Below are 16,279 nucleotides of genomic sequence, written 5' to 3'. Positions count from 1 at the left end.
GGTGACGAACTCGTTCGTCATGAAAGTTTGGATTCAAGCTGCCCTCCTATATCCTAACTGGACAATAGAAATAAAAATAGATTCTTAGCGAACCTTGGACTACGATATTATGAGATTGACACTATGTATGTAGTTTAGTAGTTTTTTGAGAAAATAGTGCGATATAGCGAAGGAAATTTTAGTGCCAAAAAAATTTTGTCGACCTAACAAATAAAGCTACAACAAACCATGTACTCATCTTCAACACATGTGAAAAACGCCAGGCTGCGATGATCCCATAAAAAGGATTGAAAGCCGATTCAAGGTACGCTTTATTTAAGGTCAATTCCAAGCCAGGCAAAATCTCTTCAATAAGAGAATAACAAGCGGATGACATTTTTTTAGACGGTATACCATGGTGGCGGTCTCTGATTCCATAACAAAAAAAATTTCTATTTCACTTAGACTCAAGCAAGCAGTTGGCCTTTATTTTGAGGAACAAAATCTGTCTTCCCTCCTTCCAGAGCTGAGACTCCAGGCCAATCGCTCCAAAGAGCTCATGCAGTCCATTGGACTAACCTCGGTTTGTATTCGCTGCGCTAAAGTCAACCAGGGGAGTGGATGTTGTTCAAGGGCAATTGAACAATGGTATGAAATACCAACACTTATCTTAAATCTATTGTTGGGTTGCACTCTCCCCCAAAGGCATAGAGATCCGTCAACTTGTATTTTTTTAGGGGAAACAGGCTGTACGCTCCTTGTTAGATATCACTTTTGCGTTAATTATCTTTGCGAACACATCAAAAATGAGATACCCCCAAAAGACCTCGAGCGCCTTCGACGGCAATATGGACGGGAACTCTACATTTCGTGGAAGCTGGAAAAGGAGATATGGAAATACTTCAATATGAATTCATGCAAAGAGCCTTCATTGCCGGAGGCCTTTTAGCCGTAACATCGAGCGTACTTGGAGTCTTCATGGTTTTGAGGCGCGAAGCCATGATTGGCCACGGTCTTTCCCACGCTACCTTTGCCGGTGTTGCATTGGGGCTCTTAATGGGATATGAACCAATGCTCTTGGCCCTATTGGTTGCGGCCATAGGGGCAGTATTCATGATACGGTTGAAAGAAGATTCAGGACTTGGGGGTGACACTGGTATAGGCATATTAAGTAGCATTGGAATGGCTCTCGGTGTAGTGATTGCAACCATTGCCGGAGACTTTAACGCAGACCTTTTAAGTTATCTTTTTGGTAGCATCCTTACCATCCAACCCCATGAAGTGATCATATCCGGTTTTTTGGCCGCATTTACCATTGGCTTGTTTTGCTGGTTCTATCAGGATCTTATATATATAACATTTGACAAAGAGTGCGCTAAGGCCTCTGGGATATCGGCACATAGGCTAGAGGTAATACTGGGAATTATTACGGCAGTGACGGTGGTTGTTGGAATGCGGATCGTTGGACTCCTCTTGGTGACGGCGTTAATGGTAATTCCAGGGGCTAGTGCCTTATTGATTTCAAAGAGCGTAAAATCAGCAATACTCCTGTCTGTACTCATAGGAGTAACTACCGTGATCCTCGGCCTAATAGTGTCGTATTACCTCAACTTTCCAGCCTCAGGGAGCATTGTCATACTCGAAGGTATAGTTCTTGGAGGGGCTCTTGTGGAACACAACTATTCTCGCATAGGGTAGGAGGCCATGATTTCTAAAAAGCCTCAGAGAAGGCCTTACACAGAAGGCCTTAGCCAGAGTAGCTTGAAAGAGATCTCGATAGACACCGATAAAATTCTGTTTGTAACCCCAACGAGGCTCGAGGCATCGATACTGGACTCCTGCCAAGGTGTTGAAAACCTTTTGATCACCGGCATAGGGCCAGTAAATATGGGGATAAATTTATGTGAGTGCCTACTAAAAAATCCTACTCCTCAGCTTATCATCCTATTTGGCCTATGTGGCCTTTTTAAAGAGGTGAGCCATGACTTCCGTATTGGAGAGGTGGTTCTGGCCAAAAAAGAAAAATTTGGAGACCTAGGACGATGTGGAGACTCAATCTCACATATTGAAATAAAAGGAGATGCCATTGATTATGAAATCACTGCCCCGGACTTCGAATCTTTACCCATTATTGGTAAGACACTAAAATCTCTATCTTTAAAGGTAGCTGATATGGCCACATGTATGTGTACAAGCGCTTCCCATGAGAGGGCCTCAAACATATACCATTTCACTAATGCACAGTGTGAAAACATGGAGGGGGCAGCCTTCTTTTTGGTCTCAAGGAAATTTAATATCCCCTTTTTGGAAGTTCGTTCTATAAGTAACATTGCAGGAGACAGTCGCGAACATTGGAGGATTGATTTGGCGCTAGATTCACTGAAATCCTTTTTTGAGAGGCTATTCAAATGAATAAAAAACTAACCCTTGGCATATCTTCCTGCCCAAATGATACATTCATGTTTTACGCACTACTACATAACAAGGTAGCACACCCCTTTGACCTTGAAGTAACCATTAGGGATGTAGAAGAACTCAACCAATTGGTGCTTAGACAAGAGCTAGATGTAAGCAAGGTATCCTATCACCTGGCAGGACTTGTACAGAATAATTACCAAATACTCGATGCTGGAAGCGCGCTCGGCTGGGGATGCGGACCACTTGTAGTTACAAGAAAGGATTCTAATTTTGAAGAATTAAAAGGTAAGAAAGTGGCCATACCTGGTGAATACACCACTGCTAATCTACTTTTAAAACTCTTTGAGCCCAATATTAAGGAGACAGTCCCCATTTTATTTTCGAAGATCCCCAAAAAGGTACAAATGGGAGAGTTTGACGCTGGGCTCATAATACACGAAACTAGATTTACATATGAGGACCTAGGCCTAAGATTACTAGTTGACCTTGGAAAATGGTGGGAAGATTCGACTCATCTCCCTATACCCCTGGGCGGTATAGTCTTAAAAAGACGTTTTCAACCTGAGGTAAAGTCAATGTTTGAAAAAGCCTTGAGGCAGAGCATAGTATATGCCTGGGACAACGTAGACGAGGTCATGCCTTTCATGAAAAAATGGGCAAGGGAGCTAGACGATGAAGTTATCTTGAATCATGTCCGCCTGTATGTAAACGACTATTCAGTCTCCCTTGGCACAGATGGTAAAAAGGCAGTTGAATTTCTCTTCTCACTTGGTATCGAAAAAGGAATATTTTCAGAAAGGAACTAGTAAATATTATGAATAACATAACCATCCTAAATATCATCTTGTCTGCCAGTATTTTGGTTAAATTTGTACTCCTTGTCCTGATTGTCTTTTCAGTCGCCTGTTGGGGAATCATCATTGCCAAATCGAGAAAGTTTAAAAGGGCCCTAACAGAAGATGACCGTTTCCAGGAAGTATTTTGGCAAACCAGCTCCCTTCAAGATCTCTACAATTTTTCCAAAACCATTGAACTGTCTCCAATGGCAGGGGTATTTCAGGAAGGCTATAGGGAATACGAAAGGCTCCAATCAGAGATAAAAGGGCCAAGGGCCATGAAGGCCTGGCTTGACAATGTGGAAAGGGCTATTGATAAAGGTATCGTGATCCAACTTTGGGACCTTGAAAACGGGATAAGCTGGCTTGCAACCATAGGCAATGCGTCACCGTTTATCGGACTCTTTGGTACTGTGTGGGGCATCATGAGAAGCTTCCATGAAATTGGAGTCAGGGGATCTGCCACCCTTGCAACAGTGGCACCTGGCATTTCAGAGGCGTTAATTGCCACTGCAGTAGGCCTTGGGGCTGCAATTCCTGCAGTAATAGCCTATAACTGGTTCACAGGACGGATTTCTGAAGTAGAGGGCAATCTCAATTGTTTCAAAAACGATTTTTTGAACCTTGTTGAACGACAACTGGCTGCTGAGGCACTGGCGCTAAAAGCTGTCGATAACAACAAACAAGAGAAAGGGTAATCGCTCACAGGGTGCCCTCCCCCTGCCCCCTCCCTTTGGGAGCTGGGCTTAGCACACACTTGACACCGTGGTTTTTTGTTGGAGGCTAAAAGAGAAGGAAATGCCCCTAAGAGATGCAAGAAGAGCAGTGAGTGGAAATGGAGTGCTATGGGATAGGAATGGACGGGATGGGCGGCGCCCCCCCCGTGGGACATGGTCTCAGTCTTCGGACATGCTCCGCTTGGCCGACCTAGTCGGCATCCCTGCCGACAAGGTCGGGGCATGCGTCCATGCATGCCCCCTCAGCCCCTTCGGGGCTTCGGGCCTATTTGCGCTCCGCATGTCCTGTTCGACCAAACCGTCCCCCAGGGGTTGCGCTGCCCTTCTGGCCGTCTCCTACTTTGTGCTGTACACCCACTGTTTCTTTAAATGGGCTTTTGTTGTAAAGGCGCAAGTTGCAGCCCATACCGACTTTGAAGGCAGCATGAATAATTCCCCCCTTTGGGGCTGGCTCTTGTACACACTTGACACCGTCATGAATTTTTTTTTAGCAAACGAGGTTAACGTATGAAAATAAAGGAAAAACCCATTATGGCCTTTTGATCAGCGGTTTGGTAAAAAGGCGGAGGGCATGAAGGCGTACTCCCCGTACGTCGAATGCCCGACAACGCAGTAGATGGGGTGCCCTGTAAGCAAATACGAGAAAGGACAGCAGCAATGATGACACATGGCCACGGAGCTAGAAATAGCAGAAGACGATATGCAGCAGAGATCAATGTTACCCCTCTCGTTGATGTAGTACTGGTCTTACTTATTATTTTCATGATCACTGCACCAATGATGACAAGGGGTATTAAAGTGGATCTACCCGAAACTACTGCCAAGGCCCTGCCACAAAAAGAGAGGCCTCAGACTGTTACTGTGGACAAAAACGGAAGACTGTACCTTAATTCAATTTCGCTAGATAAGCGGGCATTGAAGGCAAAGCTTCGGCTAATGAAAAAAAAGGATCCAAAGCTCAAGGTACTCCTAAAAGCAGACAAAGAGGTTCCTTATGGGCTTGTGGCAGGCATCATGGCCGATCTTAAAGAGGCCGGAATAGAAGAAATTGGCCTGGTAACCAGACCATCAAAGAGAAAAGGTGGCTTCTAAGGATTCCTATCTCAAAAACAAGGGGGCTCGGAATGAAAAGGCCGTAGCCCTTTTAATGTCTTTTTTACTCCATCTAATAGTGGGGACTGTCCTTTTTTTCGTAGCTCCCCTCTTTGAAAAAAAGGACAAACTTCCAGAGGTCTATACAGTTAAGCTCTTTTTCCCTGAAGAGAAAAAGACGCCCACGCCAAAGGCCCCTAAATCGCCTCCAAAAACCACTAAGGAAAAGACAAAAAAGTCTCTAAAGGCAAAACAAAAACCAAAGCCTAAACCTGAACCTAAGGTTAAACCAAAACCAAAGCCCAAAGTTAAACCAAAACCAAAACGAAAGCCTCCTCAAAAGCCTAAGCCAGTTGAAAAAAAGACTAAACCACTGTCTACCAAATCAGTGCCTCCCTCCAAAAAGAGGACTACAAAGAAAATAGATAAGGAAACAGTGAAGAAAATAGATGAGGAACGCCTCCTAAGGGAGCGAATAGAGAGATTAAAAAGGCGAGTGGAGGAAAAGAGAGAAGAAGAGTATCTAAAAAAGCGTCTAAGCGAGATAAAGGCAAAGAAAAAACACAAGGAAACCACACACATCTCTTCTAGGGGAAGCAGCGGAGACTCTGGAGAAAATGAGGTCTTACGTCGCTACTTTACAAAGATATGGGAGATTATCCGTTCCAACTGGGTACTTCCCCAAGGACTCTTAGATAAAAAAGAGCTCGAGGCCGTCATAGTCCTAACCATTTCAAAAGATGGAAAGATCCTGCTAAGCCACTTTGAAAAGAGGTCTGGAGAAGCACTTTTTGATCAATCTGCACAAAGGGCGATAGAGGCTGTTGATTCATTTCCACCGATTCCAAAAGAACTTGGCCAAGGGCCTTTAGAAATAGGGGTGAGATTTAAACCAGAAGACTGAACTGTCCACCCTACTGCCAGGACTATGTCAAAGTCGTTGGTAAGGTCCTTAAAAGAATTACCTTTGTGCAAGGAACCGCCGTGTAGGCCGACCTTGACCACTTTTTTCTTCCTTCAACTCAAAACTCAACACTCAAAACTCAAAACTTTGACATAGCCCTGACCCTACTAGCTTGCCTCTTGATCAAACTCAGTTTAAAGTGCCAAAGAGAGTATCGTCACAGGAGAATTCCATGTTCAGGTCAAAGAATCTTTTGGTCTTCTTATTCCTGCTCTTTACCCTATTAGAGGCAAAGGCCGGACAAGCAAGGCTTTACATCGACATTACGGCACCAATATTGAGATCTATTCCCATTGAAATAAAGGCATTTGAGACGTCACCTTCGACCTTTGAAAATCGTGAACTCTCAAAAAAGATCCAAAAGATTTTAAAAAACGATTTGGACTTCCACGGTTTTTTTAAAATTATAGACCAACCGCCTAATGAAGATTATGAAACGGTCATTGAATACATAATTACTGGGAAACTTGTCAGGATGAATGACAAAATAAACGTGGAGTTGAGACTTTTTGATGCAAGAGAGAAGCGTATGATCACAGGGCGGAGATACAGGGGATCAAAGGATGCCTACACAATACGAAAAATCGCCCATAGATTCACTGATCTAGTAGTAAGAGAGATTACTGGAGAGGGTGGCGTAAGTCTAAGCAAGATCACATTCGTAGGATCTGATAAGAAGAATAAATCTATATTTATTGCTGATTTTGATGGCTTCAATCTCGAAAGGCTAATAAATGGACCAGCAATCAAAATTAGCCCAAGGATATCCCCAGATGGCAAATGGATAGTCTACACCTCTTACGGTTCCGGAAAACCCCATCTATATCTTCAGGACCTAAAAAACCGTAGCATCAGAAAACTCGCTACCTATGCAGGTATAAATATTTCTCCGTCGTGGCATCCTAGTGGGGATAAATTGGCTGTTACTCTAAGTAAAGACGGCAATCCCGATCTTTACATCATTGATCTAAACGGCAGGGTCATTGAGCGACTTACCCGTGGCCCTGGCATAAACTGTTCACCCAGTTGGTCGCCCGATGGGAAAAAGCTGGTTTTTGTATCTGACAGATACGGTACTCCACAGCTCTTTATCATGGATGTCGAGACAAAGAAGGTAAGGCGCTTAACTTATGAGGGGAAATATAATACTGATCCCCAGTGGTCACCCCGTGGAACGCGCATAGTCTATGTTGGAAGGTCAAACGGTATGTTTCAAATATTCACCATTTCTCCCCAGGGAGGAGATCCAGTACAACTTACCTATTCAGGGAATAACGAAAATCCTTCCTGGTCACCTGATGGCAGACAGATACTCTTCTCCTCAGACCGACTTGGAAAAAAGTCCATTTATGTTATGGATGCAAATGGAAGACGTCAAAGACGCCTTATAACCTTAAAAAAACAAGAGGCACTCACCCCTTTCTGGGGGCCAAACACGTTTAAATAAGGAGGTCAACATGAATAAGAGCGCTGCTCTGATAGTCTGCATAGTCTTGGGACTGAGTGCCTGTGCGCCCCAAGAGCAGGTAACTTTTCTAGAAAGACGTATCTATAGCCTTTCACAAAAAAACCAGGAATTGGAAAAAGCTGTCTTAGAGTTAAAGCAGCAGGTTCAAGCCTTGAAAAAGGCCCAAGAACAATTCGGGGAATCCAGCCTTCTCGAGGTGCGAAGCAGACAGGCAGTTTTCCAAAACAAACTCGACGAAGTAAATGCTGAACTACTGAGGATTAGTGGAATGATCGAAGAAATGAAGCATACCTATTCCTCTGATAGGGAAAAGAATCAGGAAGTCGTAGCCGCACTCCAACAAGATATCGTAAAATTAAGACAAGAGCTTAGACTCCTAGGTACAGTAAAAGAAAAACAAAATAAGGTTGCACATAAGGCAAAAAAGACGAAAAAGACTGGAATTGATATCTATCAAAAGGGCCTTGACTTTATCAAGGAAAAAAAGTTTAAAGAGGCCAGAACCACCCTTGAAAAATATGTAAAAGAATTTCCAAAAGGTGCACTTGTTCCCAATGCCCACTTCTGGATAGGAGAATGCGAATACAATTTGAATCGTTTTGAAGAGGCCATACTGGCCTATGAAAAGGTGATTAAAGACTACCCCAAAAGCAACAAGGTTCCAGCTGCCCTCTTAAAAGAGGGAATGGCCTTTTTCAAACTTGGGGATCCAGAGAGTGCTAAAATAATTTGGAAAAAACTTATAAAGCTTTATCCAAAGTCTTCACAGGCAAGGCTTGCGAAAAAACAGATTGAGAGACTTGGTTAAAAAATTCCTTAGATCAATCCTCATTTTTTTAATTTTTTCTACCTTTTTCCTGAAACCGGCCTATTCGGGCCCCAAACCAATCAAGGTTGGGGCCCTATTAGACCTTTCTGGCCCGAATAAAGACCTGGGTAATGCGATGCTCATTGGGGCCAAAAAGGCCATCAAAATGCTCAATCCCAGACTTGAAAAACTTGGCTATCAATTTGATCTCCTAGTAGTCGATACAAGTGGCCAAGAGGGAAGACTCCTTTTAGGTGCCATGCGATTACAGAAAAACGAGGGAGTAATGGCGATAATCGGCCCAACGGAGTCCCACCTTTCAAGGACCTTGAGAGCATTCTCAGAGATACACGAACTCCTCTTGATTCTTACCTCTGGGACCTATCCCCTCAGACCGACTCCATGGGACAAATATACTAAATGGACCTTTAGTGTGTTTCCAGATATAGGGATAATGATAAAATCCTTCTACTATTCTGTAAGAAAAATGGGGCTCAAGAAGGTGGGAATACTGGTAGAGACAAACTCCAAGTGGGAAAAAGACATTACGTGGCTTAAGGCATATGCCCCTGAATTCGGTATAAAAATTACCAGCGTAGAGGGATTCGGAAAGTATGATACTGACTGCTCCTCTCAGTTAAAATACCTCAAAGACCTTGAAACCGACATAATACTCTTTAGAGGGGATGAACGATTCCTTGCTACCCTGTTCAAATCCTTAAGGAATAATCCTATAAAATTGGCCTTTTTAATGGATACCCCAGTTGATGTACCTGTCATAAGGAATTATCTCCAAAATGGCACAGTCTTTTTACAAAATCCAATGGTCCTTCATAAAAAGGTCTCTGACGAAGATAATTTGCTAAACATAATTCGATTTAAAAATGCCATTTCAGAAAGTACTATTAGGACTAGAGACAAAGTAATTGCCGCTTCCCTTTCCTGGGACGCCATAGGCCTTTTGGCTGAGGCCTTTTTTAATGAGGCTATTCCAACAAAGGAAGGACTTTTAGAGACCCTAAACCATACCACATACCACGGTATTATTGGCACCTTTACAATTAAAGAATACGACCATAACGGTCTGGATCAGAAATCTCTGACCCTTAGTCCTGTCTTGAATTAACTAGCACCTAAATTCTACACGGCAAAAGGGGACAAAATCGGATTTGGAAGAGATTCTCTATTTTTTCTTGCTATTTCCCTACATTTTGGATACCTATAACACCAATACTGTCTGGGGAGAAAAGAATGCGAACTTCGTTTTTTTTAAATATCATTCTCGTTATTTTTACACTCTGCATAGCTTCATGTACTGTCAACCCAAGGCAATTTCTAGCTATAGACACATCCTACATTCACCAGGGTCAACCAATGGAAGAGGTAGAGGCTATAATGGGCCCGCCAGATGCAAGGCGAAAGATAGACCACCAGCGGGAGGCATGGTATTATTACCATCAAAGAAAACACTTCTACCAGTATATACCTTTTGTCGGAAGCCATATAGGAAAGGTGAAAATGGAAGTAGTGGAGGTCAAATTCTTTTCTAATAGGGTGGAAAAGGCAACCTTTTATGTGTCCGATATCCAGAAATAATTCCTCAGACCAGTATAAAATCGCCCGCGAGCGAATGGTAAAGAACCAACTTATGGCACGCGGCATCACAGATAATTTGGTACTAGATGCAATGAATAAAGTACCTAGGCATCTGTTTGTAGACGAGGCCTTGACAGATCAGGCCTATCAGGACCATCCCCTGCCAATAGGCTATGGCCAAACTATATCCCAACCATATATAGTTGCTCTAATGACCCAGGCCTTAGAACTCAAAGGCCATGAAAAGGTATTGGAGATCGGTACTGGCTCAGGATATCAGGCAGCCGTATTAGCGGAGATTGCAGATAAGGTCTATAGCGTTGAAAGGGTCCCGCAACTCCTGTCCAAGACCAGACGATTGCTCGACTCCCTAGGTTATACGAACTGCTTTTTAAAGCTAGACGACGGTAGTTGGGGATGGGAGGAGTTTGCCCCTTATGATGCCATAATCGTCACTGCTGCCTCGCCAAACGTGCCAGATCCTTTACTGAAACAACTAAAGGATCCAGGGATACTGCTGATACCGGTTGGTGACGAGTTCAGTCAGAATCTCATAAGGGTACGCAAAATTAACGGTAAATATATCAGAGAAGACCTTGAGGCAGTGCGATTTGTGAAGCTGATTGGGGACCACGGATGGAAGCAGTAATTGTGAGGAGGCTCTATGACCGGATATTGTCCCTCGCAGACCATCCCAGGGCAGGACTTTGGCTATTTGTGCTCGCCTTTGCCGAATCTTCTTTTTTCCCCATACCGCCAGATGTCCTCTTAATAACACTGAGTATTTCAAAACCCCAAAAGTCCTTTTACTGGGCACTAATATGCCTTGTGGGCTCTGTCATGGGAGGTGTATTTGGTTACTTTATCGGGGTCCAGTTCATGGAAATTATTGGAGATAAAATACTTTCCTTGTACCACCTCCAGGAAAAATACCTCGTGGTCCAAGACCTTTACAGGCGTTATGATGCCTGGGCAGTCGCCGCTGGTGGATTCACTCCCCTACCCTATAAGCTATTCACCATCACTGCCGGGGCCTTTCACATCAATTTTTTCACATTTATTATTGCATCGATCCTGTCGCGGGGGGGTAGATTTTTTCTTGTGAGCGGACTCATTTATCTCGTCGGCCCACGGGTAAGGTATTTTATTGAAAAATATTTCAATCTTTTTACCTTAATTTTTGCTCTACTCCTTGTGGCAGGCTATATTGTAATAAAATGGGTGATAAAATGAGGCGAATAGGCGTAATCGGTGCAGGACTCTGCGATGATAGAATATACGAACTCGCCTATACAGTGGGCCAGATGGTTGCAGAGCGTGGGGCCATTCTCTACTGTGGTGGTCTGGGAGGCGTCATGGAGGCCAGTGCAAAGGGCGCCTGCTCAAAAGGTGGGCTCACAGTGGGCATCATTCCAGGGGTGAAGGCGAGTGAGGCAAACGACTACATAAAAATTCCCATTGTGACGGGTATGGGACACGCAAGAAACGTAATACTGGTTCGCTCCTGCGAGGCATTAATTGCCATATCAGGTTCCCACGGTACGCTTTCTGAAATCGCCCTAGCCCTAAAGATGTGGAAGCCTGTTATAGGCCTTCATACATGGAAGGACATCCCTGAAGTCCACTATGTAGAGACAGCAAAGGACGCGGTAGAAAAGGCATTTAGCCTACTTCCCTGAACGTAAATATTTGGTCAATATTTTTCCTATAAACTATCATGACGACGGAATTCGTCACCCGCGTGGATGAAAATAGAAATAGGAAGAAGGTAGAAGCTTTTTAAAAGTGTTGAGTTTTGAGTTTTGAGTGTTGAGTTAAAGGAAGTGAGCTTTGTACATTGAACTTTTTATAACGTCTTCGCCCTAATGTAGAGGTTAGATGAACTCATCCAAGGCCCTCTTTAACCTCGAAAACAGTTCCTTTTCGTCAATGGTCTTGAGCGCAAACTCTTCCATCAATATCCGGCCACCACATATTACGTCTGAAACATCTCCCTGGCCAGCACAATAGACCACCTGAGATACTGGGTTATAACATGGTCTGAGATGAGGAGAATCCAGCTCTATAATGACAACATCTGCAGGAGCACCAGGTTTTAATGTTCCAAGGCCATCAACTCCAAGGCTCTCACCTGAAAGCGTAGTGGCCATCTTCATGACCAGTTTGGCAGGTAGGGCAGTGGGGTCCTGGACTACACCTTTGGCTATCTTCGCTGCTGTACTCATCTCTTCTAACATATTGAGATTATTATTACTTGCTGCCCCATCAGTACCAATAAGTACTTTGATGCCTTTTTCTATCATATCCTTTACAGGTGAGATACCTGAAGCGAGCTTGAGATTACTTTCTGGGCAGTGCACAACTCGGACACCTCTTTCCCCTAACAGCGAAATATCCTCTTCAGTTGGGTGTACTACGTGAACGGCAATAGTACGCTCTCCAAGGAGTCCTAGATTATCAAGATGTTTTGCAGGGGTACAACCATATCTCTTTTTTATCTCCATGTCTTCCCAAAGGGTTTCAGCTAGATGGATCACAACATAGGCGCCAGTATGTTCCTGGAGTTTTCGTGCCGCCCTAAGGAGCTCCGGGCTACAGGTGTAGGGAGTATGGGGATCAATGGTAATGGTTATAAATGGGTTATCACCCCATTTTTCAATAAGCCTTTCAGTCTCTTTGAGGGCATCAAAACCAGATGGAAAGGCAGGAGATGGAAAGTCGAACAGTCCTTCACCCAGCCACGCCCTCATCCCGACCCTATTTACGACCTCACAAATAGTGTCCTCAAATAGGTACATATCAATGAAAGAGGTCGTTCCCGATCTAATCATTTCTGCACAGGCAAGTTCTGCTCCTATGGAAACCAGTTCAGGTGTTAGCTTCGCCTCCCTGGGGAAAATGTGCTCCTCTAGCCAGGTCTTCAATGGAAGGTCATCTGCTAATCCCCTGAACAGGGTCATCGGGACATGGGTATGGGCGTTAACAAGCCCTGGTATGATAAGACCGGTGGGACGCTCAATTATTTTTTCAGCAGTATATCCCCCAAGAATCTCTTCCCTTGGGCCCACAGATTCTATTCTATCTCCTGAAACCACTATAGCTCCGTCCATGATTGGAGGAGCATCTGGCTCCACTACAACAAACTCACCTGTTAAGATAAGGTCAACTCTTTTCAAGGATCCCTCTCTTAAATATTTCTAATACAAGCCTAGTAAGGGCCTCTTCTGCCCGTCTTGCCCCCTCGATGACGTCTTCGATACGAATTGGCTCAAAGGCATCTGGATTGTTGACATTGGCTATAACGGAAATGCCAAGCACCTCCATACCGGCGTGGACAGCAACTATTACCTCAGGGACAAGACTCATGGCCACTGCATCTGCACCAATTATCCTCAAGAATCTCGTCTCAGAAGGGGTTTCTAGGCTGGGCCCTGGCACAGCCACGAATACGCCCTCCCTTATCGGTATCCCTAAATCTTTCCCCACTTTCTTAGCCAAATCCCTTAGCCTCTTAGAATAGGCCTTACTCATATCCGGGAATCTCTCTCCCCAGGAATCCACGTTAGGTCCTCTAAGGGGATTGTCAGGAATCAGGTTAATGTGATCCTTGATGAGCATAAGGTCACCTGGAGAATAACTCAGATCAAGCCCGCCAGCTGCATTGGATGCTATGAGCACCTTTGTCCCAAGAAGTGCCATCACTCGAAGGGGAAGAGTGAGTTCCCTTGTGGAATAGCCTTCATAGAAGTGGAAGCGGCCTTCAAACAGGGCCACTGTATGGCCATGGATCTCACCAATATGTAATACCCCCCGATGCTCTGGAGAGGTAGAGACTGGAAAATTGGGGATCTCTTCATAGGGAAAGGAGGTGGAACCCATCAGGGCCTTCGATACCCCTCCAAGTCCCGTGCCCAGCATTACAACTGCCTCAGGGGGGCTAGATAATCTTTCCTCAAAAAATGACCTGGTTTCCTCGATTTTCTCTATGTATTTGTCCATCTCCCTTTACTTCAACTGCTTGCAGATCTATTCAGTGAATGGCATTTTTCTCTACCATACACTGCCAGTCCTATAGCGTAAACAATGTACCATGTACTGTATTTATCAGTTTTCCACCAGTAGATGGAAGCGATTGTCAAGTTTCCAGAACCAGACTGCGATTTGCTGTTGGAACAGAAATGCCAGTGCCACCATCATTGCAGTCTGGGAATTAAAGGCAGTGATAGCTAATCCAATGGATATTGCCAGATTGCGCAAAATACTATTGAGAAAAAGCGTCATTCCATCCCTACGATTGAAAAATAACCTAGCTATTATGACGACCACTAAGAAGACCAGAAAATAAAAGAGAAAAAGACCTCCTATGGCCTGCAGTAGTAGTCCTGGATATCCAAATATCATACGTGATTTCAGACTGATACTGGTAAAAATAATATAAACTAGCCCCCAAGCACTCAGCCCAGGTAAAAGCGGTTTTATTTCCTTTTGAAAAGTCTCTTCTGAATAGCGCTTCATGAGTAATTTATATGTAAGGATACCCATAACAAGGGGAAGAAACACTACCATAATAATGGTTTGAAAAACTTGGACAACATTTATGGGTACCAGCTTACCTACCAAGACATACAGATAAACAGGCACCAAAAAGGAGCCCAGAAGCAGATTAGTAGCGGACAATTTCAGTGAAGCACTGAGATTGCCCTTAAACATCATTGTAAAGGCAACCACCATATTTCCGCCAGGAACAACAGATATAATTACAAGACCAGTAAACAAGTCGGGATGGTTATGAAGAAAGAGTTTTCCTATGAGAACGGCGATGAGGGGTAAAACCAGAAAGTTTACCACAAGATTTACCCCCATCAGCCTCTTTTCCGTAAATTTTGTCAATTCACCCAGGCGAAAACCGATCATTGCAGGATATACCATCAATATGGAGACCGGCAAAATCAAAGTCTTAAGGGGTGAGGTATCCACATAATAGCCTGTAATTAGGCCAGAAATTAACATGACAGGTATTACAAATACGAGATTTCTTGCAGGAAAGGTAAGTAATTGTCTTGTGTTCATCTATTTAAGACCTGATAGAAATAATTTAGTAGATTAAATTATGCTACTGTCCCGGATTAGATTGTCAAGAGTTATAGTTGACTAATCCAAAAGGTAATGCCCAACTCCAGTTCATTTTCGCCCAGTTTACCTACCACATTTCCATTAGATTAAAGCTTATCGTGATTAATCAATCCTGCCTGCAAAGCAATCTCTCTTCATATTGCAGAAATCTTTCGGCAGTAGTGGCCAAAGACAAAAAATACGGGATATTGGTATTTTTCTTAACATCCTGAAAAAATCTCTGGGCCCATCGGCCGAGATGCTTCCTAAAAAAGTCCCTCTGTTCAGTCATAGAAGTGTCATGTTTTTCAATGGACTTTTCAATGAGTATGGCCATAAAATCAAGTTCTAGAGCGATATGGTCGGCAAGTAAGTAGGAATGTTTTTCGCTCACCGAAAGACCATATTGTTCATATAATTCCTGTAATTGCAGAGTGCTTGTACCCATTACCATCCCCTCCAAATAAACTGATTCATAAGGGGAAACAGGGTCTTTGAGGGGATTGTTGATGAAGAGAGCAGTGTGCTCCACTAGGATCTGTTCAGTGTCCATATTCCTTATATATCTAGCCAGAATATTAATTTCATCAGAGACATCAATGGCCAGAATCCTGGTATTTTCCTCCAATACCGATGGAAGTATCTCAAGATACTCCTCCCAATCCAAATCTTTAGGGTAAAGGTATGCCAGGCTGAGGACCCGGTAGAGTCCCAGCCTGGCATAGTGTTGGGCATCCAGGCCTTGGGGCCGACCTGGAGCCGGAGCCGGATGCCTTTTATCCGGCTCAGAGGACGTTACAGTGATATGTGAGCGAGTCATAGTCTGTCTCACATCAAAAAGGAGGTTATTGTATGCCTTTCAGTTTTCTATACCAAAGCGGATGATGTGACTTGATCACATGTTCATCCAATTCACCATTTCCAAACATGGCCTTTAGACCAGGCCGATTTATAGGATGGAGCCCAAAATACATGTGACCCAATAGTGTAGGTATCAGGATCACAAAGCTCAATACATGGATAAACCTGGCCTTATCCCAAGTTTCCGGAGAAAAATCCCCACGGAACCAAAGGATGTAACCAGAAATCGCAAGGAACGATATTGTTACTATAAATATGAATGCGGCAATCTTCTGTCCGGCATTGTACTTTCCCTGGACTGCATGACGAAAGTCAATGTAGCTGGTCTTCAAGCCTTTGAATCCCTCTGCCCCTGATTCAGGCCATATCTGCCAGTTGCTAATATTCTTCAGTTGCACAAGTACAAAA

Annotated in this window: 19 protein-coding genes; 14 read left to right on the top strand and 5 right to left on the bottom strand. The window is 43.8% G+C overall.

The window, feature by feature from the left end:
* Nucleotides 1-394 precede the first annotated feature (394 nt).
* The 14 genes from DBT_RS10135 to DBT_RS10065 all read left to right on the top strand — a co-directional run bounded on the left by DBT_RS10135 (nt 395) and on the right by DBT_RS10065 (nt 11,577).
* Nucleotides 395-928, top strand: coding sequence for a hypothetical protein (locus tag DBT_RS10135; RefSeq protein WP_067620081.1), 534 nt, complete (start codon nt 395-397; stop codon nt 926-928).
* Nucleotides 895-1,677 carry a metal ABC transporter permease gene (locus DBT_RS10130; RefSeq protein WP_161939962.1) on the top strand — a complete coding sequence of 261 codons (783 nt, stop codon included), beginning with the start codon at nt 895-897 and terminating at the stop codon, nt 1,675-1,677. The genes DBT_RS10135 and DBT_RS10130 overlap by 34 nt, the downstream gene beginning before the upstream one ends.
* Before the next feature lie 6 nt (nt 1,678-1,683).
* Nucleotides 1,684-2,391 carry a phosphorylase family protein gene (locus DBT_RS10125; RefSeq protein WP_067620076.1) on the top strand — a complete coding sequence of 236 codons (708 nt, stop codon included), beginning with the start codon at nt 1,684-1,686 and terminating at the stop codon, nt 2,389-2,391.
* The gene (locus DBT_RS10120) at nt 2,388-3,203 is read left to right on the top strand and encodes a 1,4-dihydroxy-6-naphtoate synthase (protein WP_067620073.1); all 816 of its coding nucleotides are present in this window, start codon (nt 2,388-2,390) and stop codon (nt 3,201-3,203) included. The genes DBT_RS10125 and DBT_RS10120 overlap by 4 nt, the downstream gene beginning before the upstream one ends.
* 8 nt (nt 3,204-3,211) lie before the next feature.
* A complete protein-coding gene (gene tolQ / locus DBT_RS10115; RefSeq protein ID WP_067620070.1) occupies nt 3,212-3,931 on the top strand; it encodes a protein TolQ in 720 nt (239 codons plus the stop codon).
* 636 nt (nt 3,932-4,567) lie between these two features.
* Nucleotides 4,568-5,062, top strand: a complete 495-nt coding sequence (gene tolR / locus DBT_RS10105; RefSeq protein WP_244155352.1) for a protein TolR — start codon at nt 4,568-4,570, stop codon at nt 5,060-5,062.
* Complete coding sequence (locus tag DBT_RS10100) at nt 5,052-5,966, top strand: energy transducer TonB (RefSeq protein WP_067620064.1); 915 nt, start codon at nt 5,052-5,054, stop codon at nt 5,964-5,966. Before tolR ends, DBT_RS10100 begins: the two co-directional genes overlap by 11 nt.
* 232 nt (nt 5,967-6,198) lie before the next feature.
* Nucleotides 6,199-7,473 (top strand): Tol-Pal system beta propeller repeat protein TolB, encoded by a 1,275-nt coding sequence (tolB, locus tag DBT_RS10095; RefSeq protein ID WP_067620061.1) that lies wholly within the window; start codon nt 6,199-6,201, stop codon nt 7,471-7,473.
* Between the two features lie 10 nt (nt 7,474-7,483).
* On the top strand, nt 7,484-8,302 hold the full coding sequence (gene ybgF, locus DBT_RS10090; protein ID WP_067620058.1) for a tol-pal system protein YbgF: 819 nt from the start codon (nt 7,484-7,486) through the stop codon (nt 8,300-8,302).
* Nucleotides 8,295-9,428, top strand: coding sequence for an ABC transporter substrate-binding protein (locus tag DBT_RS10085; RefSeq protein WP_067620056.1), 1,134 nt, complete (start codon nt 8,295-8,297; stop codon nt 9,426-9,428). Before ybgF ends, DBT_RS10085 begins: the two co-directional genes overlap by 8 nt.
* A gap of 125 nt (nt 9,429-9,553) precedes the next feature.
* On the top strand, nt 9,554-9,898 hold the full coding sequence (locus DBT_RS10080; protein ID WP_067620054.1) for a hypothetical protein: 345 nt from the start codon (nt 9,554-9,556) through the stop codon (nt 9,896-9,898).
* Nucleotides 9,876-10,547 (top strand): protein-L-isoaspartate(D-aspartate) O-methyltransferase, encoded by a 672-nt coding sequence (locus DBT_RS10075; protein ID WP_067620053.1) that lies wholly within the window; start codon nt 9,876-9,878, stop codon nt 10,545-10,547. The genes DBT_RS10080 and DBT_RS10075 overlap by 23 nt, the downstream gene beginning before the upstream one ends.
* Nucleotides 10,535-11,131, top strand: a complete 597-nt coding sequence (locus tag DBT_RS10070) for a YqaA family protein (protein ID WP_067620052.1) — start codon at nt 10,535-10,537, stop codon at nt 11,129-11,131. The genes DBT_RS10075 and DBT_RS10070 overlap by 13 nt, the downstream gene beginning before the upstream one ends.
* Nucleotides 11,128-11,577: a TIGR00725 family protein gene (locus tag DBT_RS10065; protein ID WP_244155351.1), complete on the top strand. Its 450-nt coding sequence runs from the start codon at nt 11,128-11,130 to the stop codon at nt 11,575-11,577. Before DBT_RS10070 ends, DBT_RS10065 begins: the two co-directional genes overlap by 4 nt.
* Before the next feature lie 195 nt (nt 11,578-11,772).
* Here DBT_RS10065 and DBT_RS10060 read toward each other — a convergent pair whose 3' ends face one another.
* The 5 genes from DBT_RS10060 to DBT_RS10040 form a co-directional block, all read right to left on the bottom strand.
* The gene (locus tag DBT_RS10060) at nt 11,773-13,074 is read right to left on the bottom strand and encodes an amidohydrolase (protein WP_067620050.1); all 1,302 of its coding nucleotides are present in this window, start codon (nt 13,072-13,074) and stop codon (nt 11,773-11,775) included.
* Complete coding sequence (locus tag DBT_RS10055; RefSeq protein WP_067620047.1) at nt 13,061-13,897, bottom strand: purine-nucleoside phosphorylase; 837 nt, start codon at nt 13,895-13,897, stop codon at nt 13,061-13,063. Before DBT_RS10055 ends, DBT_RS10060 begins: the two co-directional genes overlap by 14 nt.
* Nucleotides 13,898-14,002: 105 nt before the next feature.
* Nucleotides 14,003-14,968: an arsenic resistance protein gene (locus DBT_RS10050; protein WP_067620045.1), complete on the bottom strand. Its 966-nt coding sequence runs from the start codon at nt 14,966-14,968 to the stop codon at nt 14,003-14,005.
* A gap of 169 nt (nt 14,969-15,137) precedes the next feature.
* Nucleotides 15,138-15,830, bottom strand: a complete 693-nt coding sequence (locus DBT_RS10045) for a TorD/DmsD family molecular chaperone (protein WP_067620044.1) — start codon at nt 15,828-15,830, stop codon at nt 15,138-15,140.
* Nucleotides 15,831-15,855: 25 nt separating this feature from the next.
* A partial coding sequence (locus DBT_RS10040; RefSeq protein ID WP_208600910.1) for a cytochrome b/b6 domain-containing protein occupies nt 15,856-16,279 on the bottom strand: 424 nt, incomplete at its 5' end.

It is taken from the genome of Dissulfuribacter thermophilus, assembly GCF_001687335.1.
In the GTDB taxonomy this organism is placed as follows: domain Bacteria; phylum Desulfobacterota; class Dissulfuribacteria; order Dissulfuribacterales; family Dissulfuribacteraceae; genus Dissulfuribacter; species Dissulfuribacter thermophilus.
Note: the sequence above shows the minus strand (reverse complement) of the source record. Positions and strands in the feature narration are given on the sequence as shown.